Source organism: Capnocytophaga granulosa ATCC 51502 (assembly GCF_000411115.1).
GTDB classification, from domain to species: Bacteria; Bacteroidota; Bacteroidia; order Flavobacteriales; family Flavobacteriaceae; genus Capnocytophaga; species Capnocytophaga granulosa.
This window is the reverse complement of sequence record NZ_KE150242.1, coordinates 519,448-535,884: the sequence shown is the minus strand read 5'-3', so window position 1 is coordinate 535,884 and position 16,437 is coordinate 519,448. Positions and strand designations below refer to the sequence as shown.

Annotated in this window: 16 protein-coding genes; 11 read left to right on the top strand and 5 right to left on the bottom strand. The window is 40.3% G+C overall.

Annotation, left to right across the window (positions count from 1 at the left end):
• Positions 1-15 precede the first annotated feature (15 nt).
• A complete protein-coding gene (gene pckA, locus HMPREF9331_RS02365; RefSeq protein WP_009641401.1) occupies positions 16-1,590 on the top strand; it encodes a phosphoenolpyruvate carboxykinase (ATP) in 1,575 nt (524 codons plus the stop codon).
• A 71-nt stretch (positions 1,591-1,661) separates the two neighbouring features.
• Here the strand turns inward: pckA and HMPREF9331_RS02360 are convergent, their stop codons facing one another.
• The gene (locus HMPREF9331_RS02360; RefSeq protein ID WP_016419563.1) at positions 1,662-2,021 is read right to left on the bottom strand and encodes a DUF488 domain-containing protein; all 360 of its coding nucleotides are present in this window, start codon (positions 2,019-2,021) and stop codon (positions 1,662-1,664) included.
• A gap of 105 nt (positions 2,022-2,126) precedes the next feature.
• Here HMPREF9331_RS02360 and HMPREF9331_RS02355 point away from each other — a divergent pair, with 105 nt between their 5' ends.
• The 9 genes from HMPREF9331_RS02355 to HMPREF9331_RS02315 all read left to right on the top strand — a co-directional run bounded on the left by HMPREF9331_RS02355 (position 2,127) and on the right by HMPREF9331_RS02315 (position 10,855).
• Positions 2,127-2,576, top strand: a complete 450-nt coding sequence (locus HMPREF9331_RS02355; protein ID WP_016419562.1) for a hypothetical protein — start codon at positions 2,127-2,129, stop codon at positions 2,574-2,576.
• Between the two features lie 82 nt (positions 2,577-2,658).
• Positions 2,659-4,440 carry a MutS-related protein gene (locus tag HMPREF9331_RS02350; protein WP_016419561.1) on the top strand — a complete coding sequence of 594 codons (1,782 nt, stop codon included), beginning with the start codon at positions 2,659-2,661 and terminating at the stop codon, positions 4,438-4,440.
• Between the two features lie 123 nt (positions 4,441-4,563).
• On the top strand, positions 4,564-6,360 hold the full coding sequence (gene lepA / locus HMPREF9331_RS02345; protein ID WP_016419560.1) for a translation elongation factor 4: 1,797 nt from the start codon (positions 4,564-4,566) through the stop codon (positions 6,358-6,360).
• Positions 6,361-6,430: 70 nt separating this feature from the next.
• Positions 6,431-7,432: an NHL repeat-containing protein gene (locus tag HMPREF9331_RS02340; protein ID WP_016419559.1), complete on the top strand. Its 1,002-nt coding sequence runs from the start codon at positions 6,431-6,433 to the stop codon at positions 7,430-7,432.
• Between the two features lie 241 nt (positions 7,433-7,673).
• Positions 7,674-8,042, top strand: coding sequence for a DUF6331 family protein (locus HMPREF9331_RS02335; RefSeq protein WP_016419558.1), 369 nt, complete (start codon positions 7,674-7,676; stop codon positions 8,040-8,042).
• Positions 8,039-8,422, top strand: coding sequence for a hypothetical protein (locus HMPREF9331_RS02330; protein WP_016419557.1), 384 nt, complete (start codon positions 8,039-8,041; stop codon positions 8,420-8,422). The genes HMPREF9331_RS02335 and HMPREF9331_RS02330 overlap by 4 nt, the downstream gene beginning before the upstream one ends.
• A gap of 2 nt (positions 8,423-8,424) precedes the next feature.
• Complete coding sequence (locus tag HMPREF9331_RS02325) at positions 8,425-8,949, top strand: hypothetical protein (RefSeq protein WP_016419556.1); 525 nt, start codon at positions 8,425-8,427, stop codon at positions 8,947-8,949.
• A gap of 5 nt (positions 8,950-8,954) precedes the next feature.
• Positions 8,955-10,085, top strand: coding sequence for a DUF8184 family protein (locus HMPREF9331_RS02320; protein ID WP_016419555.1), 1,131 nt, complete (start codon positions 8,955-8,957; stop codon positions 10,083-10,085).
• Between the two features lie 2 nt (positions 10,086-10,087).
• Complete coding sequence (locus HMPREF9331_RS02315; protein ID WP_016419554.1) at positions 10,088-10,855, top strand: NYN domain-containing protein; 768 nt, start codon at positions 10,088-10,090, stop codon at positions 10,853-10,855.
• Between the two features lie 9 nt (positions 10,856-10,864).
• Here the strand turns inward: HMPREF9331_RS02315 and HMPREF9331_RS02310 are convergent, their stop codons facing one another.
• The 3 genes from HMPREF9331_RS02310 to HMPREF9331_RS02300 all read right to left on the bottom strand — a co-directional run bounded on the left by HMPREF9331_RS02310 (position 10,865) and on the right by HMPREF9331_RS02300 (position 14,484).
• On the bottom strand, positions 10,865-12,532 hold the full coding sequence (locus HMPREF9331_RS02310; RefSeq protein WP_016419553.1) for a DUF6909 family protein: 1,668 nt from the start codon (positions 12,530-12,532) through the stop codon (positions 10,865-10,867).
• A 17-nt stretch (positions 12,533-12,549) separates the two neighbouring features.
• Positions 12,550-13,905, bottom strand: coding sequence for a magnesium transporter (mgtE, locus tag HMPREF9331_RS02305; RefSeq protein WP_016419552.1), 1,356 nt, complete (start codon positions 13,903-13,905; stop codon positions 12,550-12,552).
• 186 nt (positions 13,906-14,091) lie between these two features.
• Positions 14,092-14,484: a hypothetical protein gene (locus HMPREF9331_RS02300; RefSeq protein WP_016419551.1), complete on the bottom strand. Its 393-nt coding sequence runs from the start codon at positions 14,482-14,484 to the stop codon at positions 14,092-14,094.
• Between the two features lie 189 nt (positions 14,485-14,673).
• Here HMPREF9331_RS02300 and HMPREF9331_RS02295 point away from each other — a divergent pair, with 189 nt between their 5' ends.
• Positions 14,674-15,033, top strand: coding sequence for a copper resistance protein NlpE (locus tag HMPREF9331_RS02295; protein WP_009641487.1), 360 nt, complete (start codon positions 14,674-14,676; stop codon positions 15,031-15,033).
• 82 nt (positions 15,034-15,115) lie between these two features.
• On the opposite strand, the gene odhB is transcribed toward HMPREF9331_RS02295, so the two are convergent.
• Positions 15,116-16,360 carry a 2-oxoglutarate dehydrogenase complex dihydrolipoyllysine-residue succinyltransferase gene (gene odhB / locus HMPREF9331_RS02290; protein WP_016419550.1) on the bottom strand — a complete coding sequence of 415 codons (1,245 nt, stop codon included), beginning with the start codon at positions 16,358-16,360 and terminating at the stop codon, positions 15,116-15,118.
• Between the last annotated feature and the right edge of the window lie 77 nt (positions 16,361-16,437).

The following is a 16,437-nucleotide window of genomic DNA, read 5'->3' as shown; positions in this document are numbered from 1 at the left end:
TTAAAAATTTTTTCTATGAGTACAAAAACTCTTTCCATAGACAAATATGGAATTAAAGGCGCTAATGTGCGTTACCAACTCTCCGCAGATGAGTTACATGCAGAAACCCTTGCAAAGGGATTAGGAAAAGAAGCTTCCTCTGGAGCTTTGGCTGTAAATACAGGAAAGTTCACAGGGCGTTCTCCTCAAGACCGTTTCATCGTAGAAGATGCTATTACCAAAGATCGTGTATGGTGGGGAAAAATTAATATTCCATTCGCTCCTGAGAAGTTCGATGCTTTGTATGAAAAAGTAGTAGCTTTCCTCTCCAATAAGGAAGTATATGTACATGATGGTTATGTATGTGCAGACCCTAAATATCGTACCAATGTACGTACTATTACTGAGCTTCCTTGGAGTAACCTCTTTGCCAACAACATGTTTCTTCGTATAGACGACAGCGAATTGGCTGGTTTCAAAGAAGATTGGTTAGTGATTAATGCACCAAGTTTCTTAGCTGACCCTGCTGTAGATGGTACACGCCAAGGAAACTTTGCAATCCTAAACTTCACTCGTAAGATTGCTCTTATTGGAGGAACAGGATACACAGGAGAAATCAAAAAAGGTATCTTCTCTGCCATGAATTTTGAACTACCTGTATTCCGCAATACTATGCCAATGCACTGCTCTGCCAACGTAGGTAAGGATGGTGATACAGCGATCTTCTTCGGTCTTTCTGGTACAGGTAAAACAACCCTTTCAGCTGACCCTAACCGCCATCTTATCGGTGATGACGAACACGGTTGGACTCCAGAGAATACCGTATTCAACTTTGAAGGAGGTTGCTACGCTAAGGTAATTGACCTTACAGCTGAAAAAGAACCTGAAATCTTCGGAGCTATCAAAAAAGGAGCTATCCTCGAAAACGTGATTATGGATGAGAAGGGAGTGGTAGATTTCTCTCGTACCGATATCACTGAAAACACCCGTGTTTCTTACCCTATCTATCACATTGCCAATATCCAACCAGGCTCTATAGGACACAATCCTAAAAACATCTTCTTCCTTACTTTCGACGCCTACGGAGTATTGCCTCCTATCTCCAAACTTACACCGAATCAAGCTGCTTACCAATTCATCTCAGGATATACCTCTAAGGTAGCAGGTACTGAAGTAGGTATCACTACCCCACAAAAGACTTTCTCTGCTTGTTTTGGTGCTGCTTTCATGCCATTGCACCCAGCCGAATACGGAAAAATGTTGGCTGCCAAGATCAAAGAATCAGGTGTAAATGTATGGCTTGTCAATACAGGATACAACGGAAAGATGAAACGTTGCAGCCTTAAAGATACTCGTGCTCTTATCACAGCAGCTCTTACAGGGGCACTTAACAAGGTAGAATTTAAGGAACTTCCTATCTTCGGATTCCAAGTACCTCAGTCTTGCGCTACAGTATCTGACCAAAATATCCTCAACCCTGAAAATACTTGGGATGATAAAGCACAATTCGCTGCTAAATCTAGAGAATTGGCAGAAGCCTTTGTAGAAAACTTCAAGAAGTTTGAAGCAGGTGCTGATGCAGAAGTACTTAAAGGTGCTCCTAAATTATAGAATCAGTCATCATTTCTTATAATTAAAGTAGAAAGAGGCTGCTGGGATTCCAGTAGGCCTCTTTCTTAAAATTAAATGGTTTCTTTCTTAGAATCCTCTATAAACTCCTTAAGAATAGGAAGTTGGCAATGATTAACATCCTTACTTGCCGTAAGTAGCGTAACGACCGCTTTCCCTTGAAGGAGTTGCAAGAAGTCTGTTATGTGCGGATTCTCAGAGAGTTCCTTCCTATAGGAAGTCTTAAAGGTCTCAAAATCATCACTTGTGTGGAAAGCCTTGCGCACAGCATCGGAGGGAGCGATCTCCTTGTCCCATAGATCCACATCTAAGTTCTCTTTTTTAATACCTCTAGGGTAGATTTTATCTACTAAAATACGAAAGCCATCAGCATCCTCTTTAGCCTGATAAATACGTTTTAACTTGATTTCCATAAGATAAGCTATTTTTCAGTAGCAAAAATAGTACAAATTTTCCAAAAAAACACTCTTATATCATTCTTTTTTTATACCTTTGCAGCGAATTTAAAATAACATCCTATGAAACATTTGTTTATGTTATTCGTAATGGCTATGGCACCACTTGCTATGAGTGCTCAAGATAATAGCCAACAGGTACAACCAGAGAAAGCTACAACTAAGGCCTGCTGCAGCAAAGACAAGAAAGATGGCGCTGCATGCGACAAAGACGGCAAAGGCGAGAAAGTAGCTTGTCACAAAGATGAAAAACCATCTTGCGATAAAAACAACAAAAATTGCTGCAAAGACAGTAAAAATTGTTGCAAAGACAGCAAAGAAGAAAAATCTTGCTGCAAAGATGGTAAGGCTTGCTGCAAAGATGGCAAAGATGGAAAATCTTGCTGCAAAGACGGCAAAGGTAAAGATGGTAAGTCTTGTGGAAAAGACCAAAACGGCGTAGCTTCTGACAAAAAAGAAGATTGCAAGAAAGACGGCAAGAAATCTTGCTGTGCTGCAAAAAAAGCCGCTTAAGCGTATTTTTACAAAGAGACAAAGAGCTATCCTATGGGGTAGCTTTTGTCGTATAAATAATATAATAACTCATACAATATAAATGATTTCCACTTATCAGCAGCTCTTAGAAGAAGCTACGCTCTCTTTCAAGCAGCTCTCACAAAAATCCCATGTGATAGGCACCTTGCGCCTTGTAGTAGCATTGGCCATCTTGGTATCTATTTACTTTGCTTTTAGGGAAAAATCATGGTTAGTAGCTGCAATAATACTCCTTTTGCTTATACTCTTCTTCTATTTGGTAGTTATTCATAAGAAAACAAATCTTTTTCGCAAGATAGCTCAAGAGAAAATAGCTATCAATGAAAAAGAAATAGCCTTTTTGGAGAAAAATCAGTTTTTTTCAGCCAATGGAGAAGAATTTCAAGATGATACACACCCGTATTCTTATGATTTGGATATCTTTGGAGCACATTCTCTGTATCAATATATCAATCGAACCCATACTTTCCTAGGACGTAAGAGTTTGGCCACTCATTTCTTATCACCTAAAGCAGATGAGATATCTCACCTGCAAGCTGTAACCCAAGAACTCTCAGCGGAAGAACATCTTAGATGGCGCCAGGAGTTTATGGCTACTACTGCCTTAATAGGAGATACCCAAGAGTTCTATGAGCAAATGGAGCAATGGGCAGCAAGAGAAGAAAAAGCCTTTCCTCGTCTGCTAAGATTCTTTCTTTGGGGAGCTTCACTGCTTGTGATTCTTAGCCTGATTGCAGGGTATGGATGGGGATATGAGAGATTTAAGGTTGTGTGTAATACATTGATAACCATCAATTTGTTCATATTTCTAACCTTTATCGGAAAGATGCAAAAGAGCAAACTTGGATTTGAAAACACCTATCACCTGTTATACACCTTCAAGAGAAGTATCACCCTGATAGAGAAAGCCACTCAATTTAAATCGGCTAGGTTTGAGCTTTTACGAGAAAAACTGCATGAGGGAGATGAGAGTGCCAGCAGAAGTATTTCCCAGCTTTCTCGCCTGTTGGACGACTTGGATAATGTAGGAAATATATTGGTCTCTATCCCTTTGAATATCCTCACTTTCTATCACTTGCACACCTACCGAAAGCTCCTAAAGTGGAAGCAGGCACATGCCAAGCACATTGCCTTGTGGCTCTCCGTTATTGCAGAGGTAGAAGTATTACACAGTTTTGCCAATTTCAGCTATAACAATCCTAGCTTTGCTTATCCCACGCTGAATGACCAACAACTGATTTCCTTTGAATCTCTTGGTCACCCACTTATTCCTGCCAAGGGGCGTGTATGCAATACTATTTCCTTTGCTTCGCATCGTTTTGTCATCTTGACAGGTTCCAATATGTCAGGTAAGAGTACCTTCCTCAGAGCCCTTGGGGTGAATATGCTATTGGCTACAATGGGACTTCCAGTATGTGCTCAAAAAGCCACAGTACACCCTATGAAACTGTTGGTATCCATGCGCCTATCCGACTCGTTAAGTGATGGAAAATCCTACTTTTACGCAGAGATTAATCGCTTACGCACTATCATGGAACAGCTGGAAAAAGCCCCTTGCTTTGTCCTTCTGGACGAATTGCTCCGAGGTACAAACTCCGAGGACAAACAATCAGGTACTTTCCGAATTATAGAAAAAATGGTAGCTCTTAAGGCCATTGGAGTTATTGCCACTCACGATTTGGAGGTATGTACTCTTAGTGATAAGTACCCTGATATATTGCAAAATAAGTGTTTTGAGTCCCAGATTATTGCAGGAGAACTCTATTTTGACTATACACTGAAAGAAGGCATTTGCCAAAACAAGAACGCTACCTTCCTTATGGAAAAAATGGGCGTTATCTGATAGGAAAGTCCAAAAAAATATGTATCTTTGCCCCTTGAACAGTTATTAGTTGTTAGTGATTAGTGGTTAGTTATCGAAGGCTAAGTACCAATCACTAATAACGAACAAACTAAAGAAAACCGAATGAAAAATATCCGTAATTTCTGCATTATTGCACATATTGACCACGGCAAGAGTACTTTGGCCGATCGTCTGCTTGACTTTACCCAAACGGTAACCGAACGTGAAAAGCAAGACCAATTGCTTGACAACATGGACTTGGAGCGTGAGCGTGGGATTACCATCAAGAGCCACGCCATCCAAATGGAATATGTGTACAAAGGCGAGAAATATATCCTCAATCTTATTGACACCCCAGGCCACGTGGATTTCTCCTATGAGGTATCCCGCTCTATTGCCGCCTGTGAGGGAGCACTCCTCATTGTAGATGCTGCCCAAAGTATTCAGGCACAGACCATTTCCAACCTCTACTTGGCATTGGAAAATGACCTTGAGATCATTCCTATTCTCAACAAAATAGACCTGCCGAGTGCCAACCCAGAAGAGGTAAAGGACGACATAGTAGACCTATTGGGCTGCTCACCTGATGATATTATCCCTGCCAGTGGAAAGACAGGTTTGGGAGTAGAGGCTATTTTAGAGGCTATTATTGAGCGTATTCCAGCTCCGACGGGTGATCCTAAGGCGCCTCTACAAGCGCTGATTTTTGACTCTGTATACAACTCTTTCCGTGGGGTGGAGACCTACTTCCGTGTGATGAATGGCGAGATACGCAAGGGACAGAAAATCAAGTTCATGTCCAATGGCAAGACCTATGATGCCGATGAGGTGGGTACCCTCAAGCTCAACCAAGTACCTAAGCCTGTCATCTCAACCGGAGATGTGGGATACCTTATCACTGGTATCAAAGACGCTCGCGAGGTAAAAGTGGGGGATACGATCACCTCCGCTGTAGATGGTTGTTCAGAAGCTATAGACGGCTTTGAGAACGTAAAACCGATGGTCTTTGCCGGTATCTACCCTGTAGATACCGAAGATTACGAAGAGCTACGTGCCTCTATGGAAAAGCTCCAACTTAATGATGCCTCCTTGGTATTTACCCCTGAAAGTTCAGCTGCTTTGGGCTTTGGTTTCCGCTGTGGTTTCTTAGGGATGTTGCACTTAGAAATTGTACAAGAGCGTTTGGAGCGTGAGTTTGGTATGACTGTAATTACCACGGTGCCCAACGTAAGTTACCACGCCTTCACCAAGAAAGAGCCTGAAAAGCCTATCATTGTCAATAACCCTTCCGACCTTCCAGAGCCTTCCAAATTAGACCGCGTGGAAGAGCCTTATATCAAGGCGAGTATCATCACCAAGTCGGATTTTATAGGTCAGGTCATGTCCCTTTGTATAGAAAAGCGAGGGATCATCACCCATCAGCACTACCTTACTCCAGAGCGTGTAGAGCTGAACTTTGATATGCCCTTGGCCGAAATCGTGTTTGACTTCTACGACCGCCTGAAGACCGTCAGCAAGGGGTATGCCTCCTTTGACTATTCACCTATAGGTATGCGCGCTTCTAACCTTGTGAAAGTGGATATTCTTATCAACTCCCAATCGGTAGATGCACTTTCGGCTCTTATCCATGCCGATAATGCCTACAACATTGGCAAAAAGATGTGTGAGAAGTTGCGTGAGCTAATCCCACGCCAGCAGTTTGATATCCCTATCCAAGCCGCGATAGGCGCTAAAATCATCTCCCGTGAGACTATCAAAGCCCTCCGCAAGGACGTAACGGCCAAGTGTTACGGAGGTGATATCTCCCGTAAACGCAAGCTCTTAGAGAAACAAAAAGCTGGTAAGAAACGTATGCGTCAAGTGGGGAATGTAGAGATCCCACAAAGTGCGTTTATGGCGGTGCTCAAACTGAATGATTAGAAAACACAATACTGTAGGCATTTTTTATGTACTTTAGGCAAATAACATTTTTAATATATACAATATACAAATGAAAAAATTAGGATTATTATTTTTATTGATTGGAACATTTTTTTCTTGCCAAAAGAAAGAAGATAGTTACTTAGAAGACCCTTACAAAGGTAAATTAAAAGTTACATATATAGAAGAAGCAAAGGGTTGGGTAAAGAATATAGCACTGCATAATGAAGACCTTTATTTCATAAGGCAAGACCCTTTTATTGGAAAAATAGTTTCAAAAGGAAATACTTCTTCTGTAACAGTTACAAAATCTGAAAATTTTAATATTAACGATGATGGTTCAAGCGTTGCTTTCTCTGACAGTGGAGATATTTATTATACAAAAGGTCGTTTAGGTCCTCATAAGATTTTTAAATACACACCAAGCACTCAACAAACTACAGAAATTGAAGTAAATTACACTCCCTCATATTTTGGAGGACGTGAAGGTATCCTTGCGCTAACTCGTTACAATAGCAATGAATTTATGTTTTTTGATTTCTATTCAAAAACAATCAAAAGATATTTTCATAATTTAGGAACTATTGTTGATGTAATGGGGTCAGGAAGAGATGAAATTTCTGATGGGACTGGCATAAACGCAAGCTTTCGAGGTATTTTCCAAATGGCTGTGTTTGGAAAAGATATATATGTTATTGATGGAAAAAATAGCATTCGTAAAATAGAACCAGAAGGCACATCTTTTAAAGTTACTACTTTACTCAAAAACTACCCTGAAACCATAAACGATTTAGCTATTGATGATGATGGAGTAATTTATGTAGTAGCTCATAACCAAGGCATTTTGAAATTTAACCCAACAACTAACAAATTAGAAGACTACTTATCAGGAAAATACATTGAATTGAAAACTCCTAAAAGCGGACTGGGGTATAATGATGTAGATTTTGATGTAGATGTTATATCTATTAAAGGGAAAGATATGTATTTAGCTTTTTCTACAACTCTGATAAAAATAGCCAACTTCAAAGAGGAAATCGCTAAATATCTTTTAGAACGAGAAAGAAAGTAATCTTTATGGCTTGAATCTGCCAATAAACCAATAATTATCAAAAAGCTGTAAATTTATTTAAAAATTTATTTAGTAAAGGTAAGAAATCAAAAAAAGATTAATAATTAAAAGTTCAGATAAGGAAAATATTAAAAAGGAATTAAGAAAGTTAGGAGTAAACGAAAGCACTTTATTTCCAGAAATAGATAAAGTAGCTGATTATATTAAAGAAAAGTATACTGCTAAAAATTAAACACCCTCTATGCCCATCCTTATTGGCAATAACCTATTTATCGAAGAGCTCTCAATAGATTGCAGTGGGAAGCTGTTAGATCTCTACCCCTATATTGCACCGCTAAATGCCTTTTTTGATAAGTTGGAGGTAGAATGTGTTAGGGAGTGTTGCGGTATCGAGGCGTTTTCGTTTATGCCAGAAGATATCCAAAAGGCGCTTGTAGGACTCTCTGCTGAAACTGTGATAATACAACTCAAAGCTATGCAAACAGCTATTGAGGAACAATGGTGGAACAAGACAGTGAGTAGCACTATTCTAAACAATAATTTTGATAGGAAAGTCTTTTTACAACTATTGAGTCATATCATAAAAACAATTACAATCCTCTCACTATGAAACAGAAACTCCGAAAGTTAGTACATAAAGACAAGGAATATTTGTATCGGGTAGATACCGCTTATAATAGGAAAGGGGATTGTAACTCGCTACTTTCAGTACGTATTTTCTTGAGTGGTGAGAAGAATACGCCCTTGTGTGTTGATTTTATCACCATTGAAGATGAGTTTATGGGGCAACCTCTTAATGGGAATATCAAATTACTTAATAAAACGACACAGACCGAGGATCTCATCAACCTCAATGAACCTAAATATATCCCCAAACTTATAGATTGGGCAGAAATAAAAGGGTGGACAGGTACTCAAAAAATAGCTACCTTAAATGGCTTACTTTTCCTACAATCATTAGGATATGATATCACTCCCTTGCAAAAATAAGAATGATACAAAATGCTTTCCCCTCTCATTTGCACAAAGATGCTACTAAAATAGCAGATTTTCTACAGCAAAATGACCCTAAGGACTTTAGGACTGTAGGGAGAGAGGATGTTAGCCTCAATGGGGAAGCTTTGGAGTTGCCTCAGAGAGCCTATTTTGGGGAATACAATACCCAAAGTCTGACTTTAGTTCAGGAGCAAATGCTTAATTGCTTGTATTTGTGTAATTGCAATGGTCACTTAAGAGAACATTATCTAAGGGAATTGTTGATTGTAAAAGAGGATTTTACATTGCTCTTTATCGCCAAACTTTTGGGTGATTATGTCATAGAAATAGTAAAGGTACTCCAGAGCGAACTTCCTAATGATACTCGTGATAAATTAAGATACTTCTTTCGTGCAAATTCTCTCTACCAAAAGCGTATAGAGAGCCGTATTGCCAGTTATTGGGATCTTTTCTATAGAAATACAAACCCCAATTTTAAGAAATATATAGGCTACCAATTATTTCAAACCATTGTAAAATAAGAAACATGACCCCATTTGTTATTCAAAAAGACCAAATCATCGCGCAAATGCGTGCAGAACTCTCCAAAACTAAAGTAACTGACCGTTATTATACAGAAGCAAATATTACCGACTGTAACGCACATTTGGAGGCTTTCTTGGCACAATTGGAAAAAGCAGACCAAGCCCTTGATAAGCAAGCCTATCTCGCAGCAGCTATACAGACTCTCTGTGAGCAACTCTCTACCTTCAACAACCCTGAAGAGGAAGAAATGCCTGAGTTCCTTTGGGGTTTTCTCTACAATGGTTATACGGTAGAGCTATCTAACTTTATCCGTGAAACAGCCTTGGCATATGGGTTGGAAGTACCTGCTGCTAAGGTAATTGCACTCCATAATTGTACTTTGAAAGTAGGGGAGTACGATTGTTTCTCAGTAATTTTGGGAGCTGAAGAAAAAGAAGAACCAACTTTTGTATCTTTGGAATATGACCCTCACGCATATCAGTTCTTCTTAGATGAAAACCCTTACGGCGACCCTTACCTCATTCCTATCTATAATTTGCAAATCAATACTGATGAGACCCAGCTCTCTTTTGAAGTTCTTTTAGAGGGAAGATACCAGCATATTCAGCTAATTGCCCAATATCCACAAGATAAGCTATGGTTCAAAACAGTATACGATCTTCATACCCAGCGTGTGCTATTAGGTGAATATAAAAAGCCTTGGTCTCGTATCATCACCTTACATATAGAAGAGGGGCAGCTTAAAGAACTGCGCCCCATACAATACGATGAAAGTGGAGAGGTGATTGATATTTTCCAAGAAAACGGCGGTTTTGATGTTTTCCCAATGGGAATCAATGAAAATGGCGAACTACAAGGCAAATACGTGATTGCCGATACCAAGATTATTGAGGAAAAAGTATTCTTTGCCGACCATCGTACAGAGTGGCAACTTTATGAGTTAGGAGCTATCAGTATGCAAAAAGGTAAAATAACCCTTACCTCTACTGACAAACGCTATACTCGAGACAAAGAAGGCAAGTTACTCATTAAAGCTATCTCTCCTATATCTTTGAGTTATGAACTGAAAAACAGTGAGTTTGTATTGAACTTTGTTCAAGAGATACTTAACAAACAAGAAAAATCTATATAGTTATGGAAACAAAAAATATTGCGATTCTGTTGGATACGGATAATACGCAATTGGAGTACCTTCCTTATATCATAGAGGAAGTAAAGCAATATGGAAATCCGATTATCAAATGGGCTTTTGGCAACTGGACAAACTCACAATTCAGCTCATGGAATATCCCCTTGTCCAATCTTACCTTTAGGCTTATACAAAGCCCTACTCATGTGAAAGGTAAGAATACAACAGATATATCCTTGGTTATCAGTGCAATGGAGCTACTCTATACCCAACCCCATATTACAGGTTTTTGTATCGTCTCCAGTGATAGTGATTTTATGCAATTGGCTATGAAACTTATAGAGAGCAACAAGTTTGTCATGGGAATAGGTAGAAAACAAACGCCTACGCCCTTTGTCAATGCTTGCCATGTATTCAAATACATAGACGATTTTGCCTATCTAATTCCTGAACAATCTTCAGTTGTGGCGGAACCTCAAAAAACAGTTGTTGAAACACCTTTAAAAACGGGAGAAATTAAACTTACAGAGTATCCTAATCAGAAAATTATTACTAAGATAAAAAAAATTAAACAAATCATAACTAATATTTTAAATTCTAATAAGACACCTATATTGGCAAGGGTAGCTCAAGAAATAAAACGTATGGATCCTGCATTTACTCCTAATGACTATGGTTATACTAATTTTCTGAAGATGTTTGAATCATTATCGGATTATTTCCAAGTAGTTCCAGAAGGGACATCATCACATATCATCAAAATAAAGCAATAACCTTACAACTTATTCTTCTTTTCCTATTTGCTCTAATATTCTATGAGTAATCAAATAAGTAGGCTTGACTCCGATAAGGCCTAAGCCTCCTGAGGCTAAGGTGCTGCCTGTCTCCAAAGGATTGTCGGAGGCGTAGTAGGCGTAGCGTACTTTGACATCACGGCGGATACTCTTGCGAATCTTAGAGGCTGATTGTATGGCTTTCTGATAGTGGGCACCCTCCATTTCCAAGCCTATGACATTCCAAGTGGATTTGTGGAAGTAGGTTAGTACGTCCTTGTTCTGCAGGGAGGTACCCAATACGGTTACCATAGTCCCTTCAAAGACTCTGAGCCCGTTGCCCTCAAAATCAGAAGTAGATAGCTCATTCTCAAAAGGATAGTTGTCCGCAGTTCCCTCAAAAATATGCGCATTGGGAATCATAATATCTCCCTTTTCACCTTCTAAAATCCCTGCCTTGCCCATGATAGAAACGGATACCACGTTGAGGAAGGTACTTTTTTTCTCTGTTTTGTAAGGCTTGAGAAGCTCATCTATGGTTTCATAAGCCTGCTCTCCGAAAGCATAGTCCATCACCAAGAGTACAGGAGCCTCTCCGGTAGTGGATTTCTTGAAAAATTCATTCTCAGGAATGAGTGCCGTATCTACGATTTGCACGTCTATATTGGTGCCTGATTTGTCCTTGATAAAGAGCATACCATGAGCAAGGGCATATTGGGTAACCTGCTCGCGGAGAGCGTGGTTTTTCTCCTCACTTAGGGCAATATAAGTATCCCATGGTGTATCTTCCTTTCTTTTGATATTCAAAGCCTTAGAAGCAAACAAAGCATTCATCACACTGTGCATATTGGCACTGATGATATGTAAGGGACGCTGTAGCAGGTTATATTGGCTTAGGGTTTCTTTGAGTGTGTTTGCCCAAATCTCCCCGTAGATATGATGTCCCAAGCGTTCCCTTAGGATAGGGGAGAAGGTAATCACCCGCTTGTTGTCGGTGAGGATTTCTTCCAAAGCGATTTTGCCCAACCAGTAAATTACCTGTATAAAGCGCTCAGGATTTTTCTCAGAGGATAGTTGGTGGTAGGCAGGGAGAATTTCCTCAAAGGTACGTCCCAATACCTTACCTATATGAATCAGCGCTAATTCACGTTCGGTTTGGGAGAGTTTTTTCTTTTGGGCAAGGAGTTCTATCTTTTCCCAATCGCGGCTGATCTTGTCGCTTTCCTCATCCAAGACACTATGCGCTATCTTATGAGATTCTATAAAAAGGAAAGTCAGGTGCGTGAGTATGTCATAGATATCGGAACGGCCACGAGTAATCTCGATATTCATCTGTTCATCGTCGATACGATAGCAATTTCTACGACGCTTGGGGGGGATAATAGGGTCAAAATGAGACTGACGATACCCCTCATCAGAAATCATATTGATAAATCGGCATTGTTCTATACCGATAGGCAGGCGATCCAAGACGTAAAGCAGGCCATTGAGTTCTGTTTGTCGCTGGGCAATGCTTCCGTATATCTCAGGTCTGAGGAGCAAAAGAGACTCTCGGAGGCTTTCGCCAGAGACCCCCATAGGCTTATAGAATCCTCGGTTGAATAGGTGGCGCATGGTTGTGTAGAGCTTTTCAATGGCATCGGTAGACTCCTGTGCGCGGCTTCGTTGTGTTTGCATGGGTAATATTGTTTAGTTTAGAAACCTAAGATAATTTTAGCAATCATAAAATAGATAAGAATCCCCAAGATATCGTTGCTCGTGGTAATAAAGGGGCCTGTGGCCACTGCTGGGTCTATTCCACGGCTATGTAGGAAAATGGGGATAAAAGTACCTATAACGGCAGCATTGATAATTACTGTTACTAGGGCGGCACATACGGTAGCCGATTCCAAGTAAGAGCTACCAAAGACAAAATGGCTCATCATAAGTACTAAGGTAGCCAGTGCTAGTCCGTTGATAAGACCCAAGAGGAACTCCTTGAACAATCGTCCTAAAAGCGCCCCATCGATACTATTATTGGCCAAGCCTTGTACCACGATAGCGGAAGATTGTACCCCTACATTCCCCGCCGTGGATTGTATCAGAGGGATAAAGAGCAAAAGAGTAGGGAAGGACGTTAGTCCATCCTGAAACCCATTGATAATACTGGCTGCTCCTATCCCGCCAGCCATTCCTATTAGTAGCCAAGGCAGACGCGCACGGGTGAGCTTCCAGATAGTATCGTCGGCTTCCACATCCTCGGTAATCCCCGCCGCCATTTGGTAATCATGTTCGGCTTCTTCCTTGATGACATCTACGATATCGTCAATGGTGATACGTCCCACGAGGCGATGCATTTTATCCACTACAGGAATGGCTTCCAAGTTATATTTTTGCATCACACGGGCAACCTCCTCGGGAGTATCATGTACAAAGACAAAATCTACCTTAGGAATGTAAATATCCCTAATATGAGCCCCTTGGGGCGAGGCAATTAAGTCCTTTAGCGAGAGACGCCCCTTGAGTACCTCGTTATCATCTACTACATAGATAGAGTGTACACGAGTTACATGTTGGCCTTGATTGCGTATTTCTTTCATGCAAGTATCCACATCCCAGTTTTCATTGACTTTGATAAGCTCCTTGGCCATGAGTCCCCCTGCAGTATCATCATCATAGCGGAGTAGGTCTACAATGTCCTGTGCATGTTCCTTGTCCTCTATGTGAGAGAGAATTTGCGTTTGCCGCTCTTCGGGTAGATCAGCGATGAGGTAAGCAGCATCATCGGTGTCCAGCTCCTGCAAGTCTCGGGCAATTTCCTCATTGGAGAGGTTTTCCAAGATGTGTTCCAAGACCTCTTCATCTACCTCAGTGAGGGTTTCAGAGGCTTTTTCGCGGTTGAGGATACTCACCAAGTAAGCGGCTTCCTCCAATTCCAGTTCACTGGTAATCTCCGCAATATCGGCAAAGTGGAGCGATTCAAGGTAATCCTTGAGTTGCTGTTTCTGATCGGAGGCTATCAGTTCACGAATATGTTCAATAATCTCTTCGGTGAGTTTGAATACTTGCATCTCTTTTTTAGTGAATAGTGAATAGTGAATAGTGAAGAACTTTTTTACTCTACACTTTTCGTTATTCACTTATTGGGCGCGCAAAGATACAACATTTGAAGAGGAAAGTCAAGAAAAATAAAAGAGAGAAGTAATAAAAATACAATAAAAAAAAACTGCTCGGTAAGGAGCAGTTCTTTAAGGAGGTTATTTTTGTTTGATATAGACATCATTTAGAATACCTCTATTGGTAGTTTTCACTTTTCCTCCCTCTAATTGTTCAAATACATAAGAAAATTCAGTGGAAGCTATTTTAAAAGTAAAAGAGAAACTTTTATTAGTTGCTTTACTCTCTGTGACAGTTACATAAGGCCCCTCTAAAAAGCAATTAGAAGCTCCTCCTGCTATTTGACAAAAATTATTTGAAGTAAATTTAAATCCTGTACTATTGCTTTCATCCATCCAAGTACCAATAATCCAAGAGGGAGGATTATATCCCGCAATACTTGAGTTTCCTCCATTCTCAGAAGAACCACTATCACCTTTGCTACAAGCCACAATACCTACAAGGGCTACAAGGAATAAAAAGATTTTTTTCATATCAGTAATTTTAATTATTGGGGCAAAGGTAGTCTATTTTCGTAAAACAATTGTCTTTTTAAAAAGAATTTAACTATAAAAATAAAGCTAAGTAAGAAAAGAGCAATTAGATTTATAAATTTTCAAAGGTCCCAATAGTTTTGGCATGAAAATTGTTGTGCTTCATCTCATATAGAAATACATTATACAATGAAAAAAATTTTATTAGCCAGTGTAGCTATAGTGTTGGCTTCATGTGGCGGCAAGACTGCTTATGAAGGCACTTATGAAGGAACATTCCCTTGTGCAGATTGTAGTGGGATCAATGTAAGCCTTTCCATAGGTAAAGATACTTATACTTCTGAGGAAGTTATGGAGGATCGCAAAGAAGAAGATAATGGAAAGGTGAGCTATGATGCTCAAAATAAGGTACTTACTCTTACCAGTGAGAAAGAAAATGGAAAAATACAGCAGTACCAAGTAAAAGAAGATGGTTCTATTGCTTTTCTAGATGAAGGTAAGGAAATCACAGGAGAACTTGCTTCTTACTACATTCTCAAGAAGAAATAGGATAATAGAGCGTTTTGTCATAAGAAAAGTAAAGAGGCTGCCCCAATAGGACAGCCTCTTGCTATGATGTAGAAAACAATTATTAAAGTTCCAGAGCGTTCTTTAGGTCATTGTTCATTAAGAGTTCTACTGGGTTTTCAAGGGCTTTTTTCACCTCTACGAGGAAGCCTACAGACTCACGTCCGTCGATGAGACGATGGTCGTAAGAGAGGGCAATATACATCACAGGAGCTACCACGATTTGCCCATTGCGAACAATGGCACGATCCACTACATTGTGCATACCCAAGATAGCAGATTGAGGAGGGTTAATGATAGGAGTGGAGAGCATACTTCCGAATACACCTCCGTTGGTAATAGTGAATGTACCGCCAGTCATCTCATCTACAGTGATTTGTCCTTCACGAGCACGGATAGCAAGGCGTTTTACTTCGGCTTCTACGCCGCGGAAAGAAAGGTTTTCTGCATTGCGGATCACAGGCACCATAAGTCCCTTAGGCCCTGAAACAGCAATGGAGATATCGCAATAGTCATAAGTGATTTTCTCCTTATCATCAATCATGGAGTTGACATCGGGGAAGAGCTTAAGGGCACGTACTACAGCTAAGGTGAAGAAAGACATAAATCCTAAACTTACATTATGACGTTCCTTGAAGGCATCTTTGTATTCGTTACGGATTTCGTATATAGCCGACATATCCACTTCGTTGAAAGTGGTAAGCATAGCTGTTTCATTCTTAGCCGATACCAAACGTTCGGCTACCTTGCGGCGTAGCATAGAGAGTTTAGTGCGTTTTTCACTTCTTCTTCCAGAGGTAGGAGTACCCATGCTATGGCGAGCAGGCTGTGCTTTAAGGGCATCATCCTTAGTGATGCGTCCGCCCTTACCTGTACCACTTACTTGACTTGCAGGGATTTGTTTTTCCTCTAAAATCTTCTTAGCCGCAGGAGAAGGTGTGCCAGAGGCATAGCTTGTAGGTGCTGGAGCTTCTACTTTAGGTGCTGGAGCAGAAGCCGGTGCTGCTACGGGCGCAGGTGCTGGAGTTTCAGCCTTAGCAGCAGGAGTTGCTGCTGTTTCTGAAGGTGCGGGAGCATCGGTATCGATAAGGCATACTACTTGTCCCACTGCTACAGAGTCACCCTCTTGAGCCTTGAGCGTAATCACCCCACTGACTTCAGCAGGTAGTTCAAGGGTGGCTTTATCAGAATCCACTTCAGCGATGGCTTGGTCTTTTTTTACATAATCGCCATCCTTCACAAGCCAAGTGGCGATTTCTACTTCGGTAATTGATTCCCCTGGAGAAGGGACTTTCATTTCTAAAACCATAAATTTTTTATTTTAATCCAAAATCAATGTTTAAACTTAATGATTGATACTCAATGACTAATGACCACTGAAACACA

Excerpts from the sequence above, each read along its gene's own strand:
- HMPREF9331_RS02295 (WP_009641487.1), top strand. The coding sequence starts at position 14,674 with ATGAAAAAAATTTTATTAGCCAGTGTAGCTATAGTGTTGGCTTCATGT.
- HMPREF9331_RS02325 (WP_016419556.1), top strand. The coding sequence starts at position 8,425 with ATGATACAAAATGCTTTCCCCTCTCATTTGCACAAAGATGCTACTAAA.
- HMPREF9331_RS02355 (WP_016419562.1), top strand. The coding sequence starts at position 2,127 with ATGAAACATTTGTTTATGTTATTCGTAATGGCTATGGCACCACTTGCT.
- mgtE (WP_016419552.1), bottom strand. The coding sequence starts at position 13,905 with ATGCAAGTATTCAAACTCACCGAAGAGATTATTGAACATATTCGTGAA.
- HMPREF9331_RS02300 (WP_016419551.1), bottom strand. The coding sequence starts at position 14,484 with ATGAAAAAAATCTTTTTATTCCTTGTAGCCCTTGTAGGTATTGTGGCT.
- HMPREF9331_RS02315 (WP_016419554.1), top strand. The coding sequence starts at position 10,088 with ATGGAAACAAAAAATATTGCGATTCTGTTGGATACGGATAATACGCAA.
- HMPREF9331_RS02340 (WP_016419559.1), top strand. The coding sequence starts at position 6,431 with ATGAAAAAATTAGGATTATTATTTTTATTGATTGGAACATTTTTTTCT.
- HMPREF9331_RS02360 (WP_016419563.1), bottom strand. The coding sequence starts at position 2,021 with ATGGAAATCAAGTTAAAACGTATTTATCAGGCTAAAGAGGATGCTGAT.
- lepA (WP_016419560.1), top strand. The coding sequence starts at position 4,564 with ATGAAAAATATCCGTAATTTCTGCATTATTGCACATATTGACCACGGC.
- HMPREF9331_RS02350 (WP_016419561.1), top strand. The coding sequence starts at position 2,659 with ATGATTTCCACTTATCAGCAGCTCTTAGAAGAAGCTACGCTCTCTTTC.
- HMPREF9331_RS02310 (WP_016419553.1), bottom strand. The coding sequence starts at position 12,532 with ATGCAAACACAACGAAGCCGCGCACAGGAGTCTACCGATGCCATTGAA.
- HMPREF9331_RS02335 (WP_016419558.1), top strand. The coding sequence starts at position 7,674 with ATGCCCATCCTTATTGGCAATAACCTATTTATCGAAGAGCTCTCAATA.
- HMPREF9331_RS02320 (WP_016419555.1), top strand. The coding sequence starts at position 8,955 with ATGACCCCATTTGTTATTCAAAAAGACCAAATCATCGCGCAAATGCGT.
- HMPREF9331_RS02330 (WP_016419557.1), top strand. The coding sequence starts at position 8,039 with ATGAAACAGAAACTCCGAAAGTTAGTACATAAAGACAAGGAATATTTG.
- odhB (WP_016419550.1), bottom strand. The coding sequence starts at position 16,360 with ATGGTTTTAGAAATGAAAGTCCCTTCTCCAGGGGAATCAATTACCGAA.
- pckA (WP_009641401.1), top strand. The coding sequence starts at position 16 with ATGAGTACAAAAACTCTTTCCATAGACAAATATGGAATTAAAGGCGCT.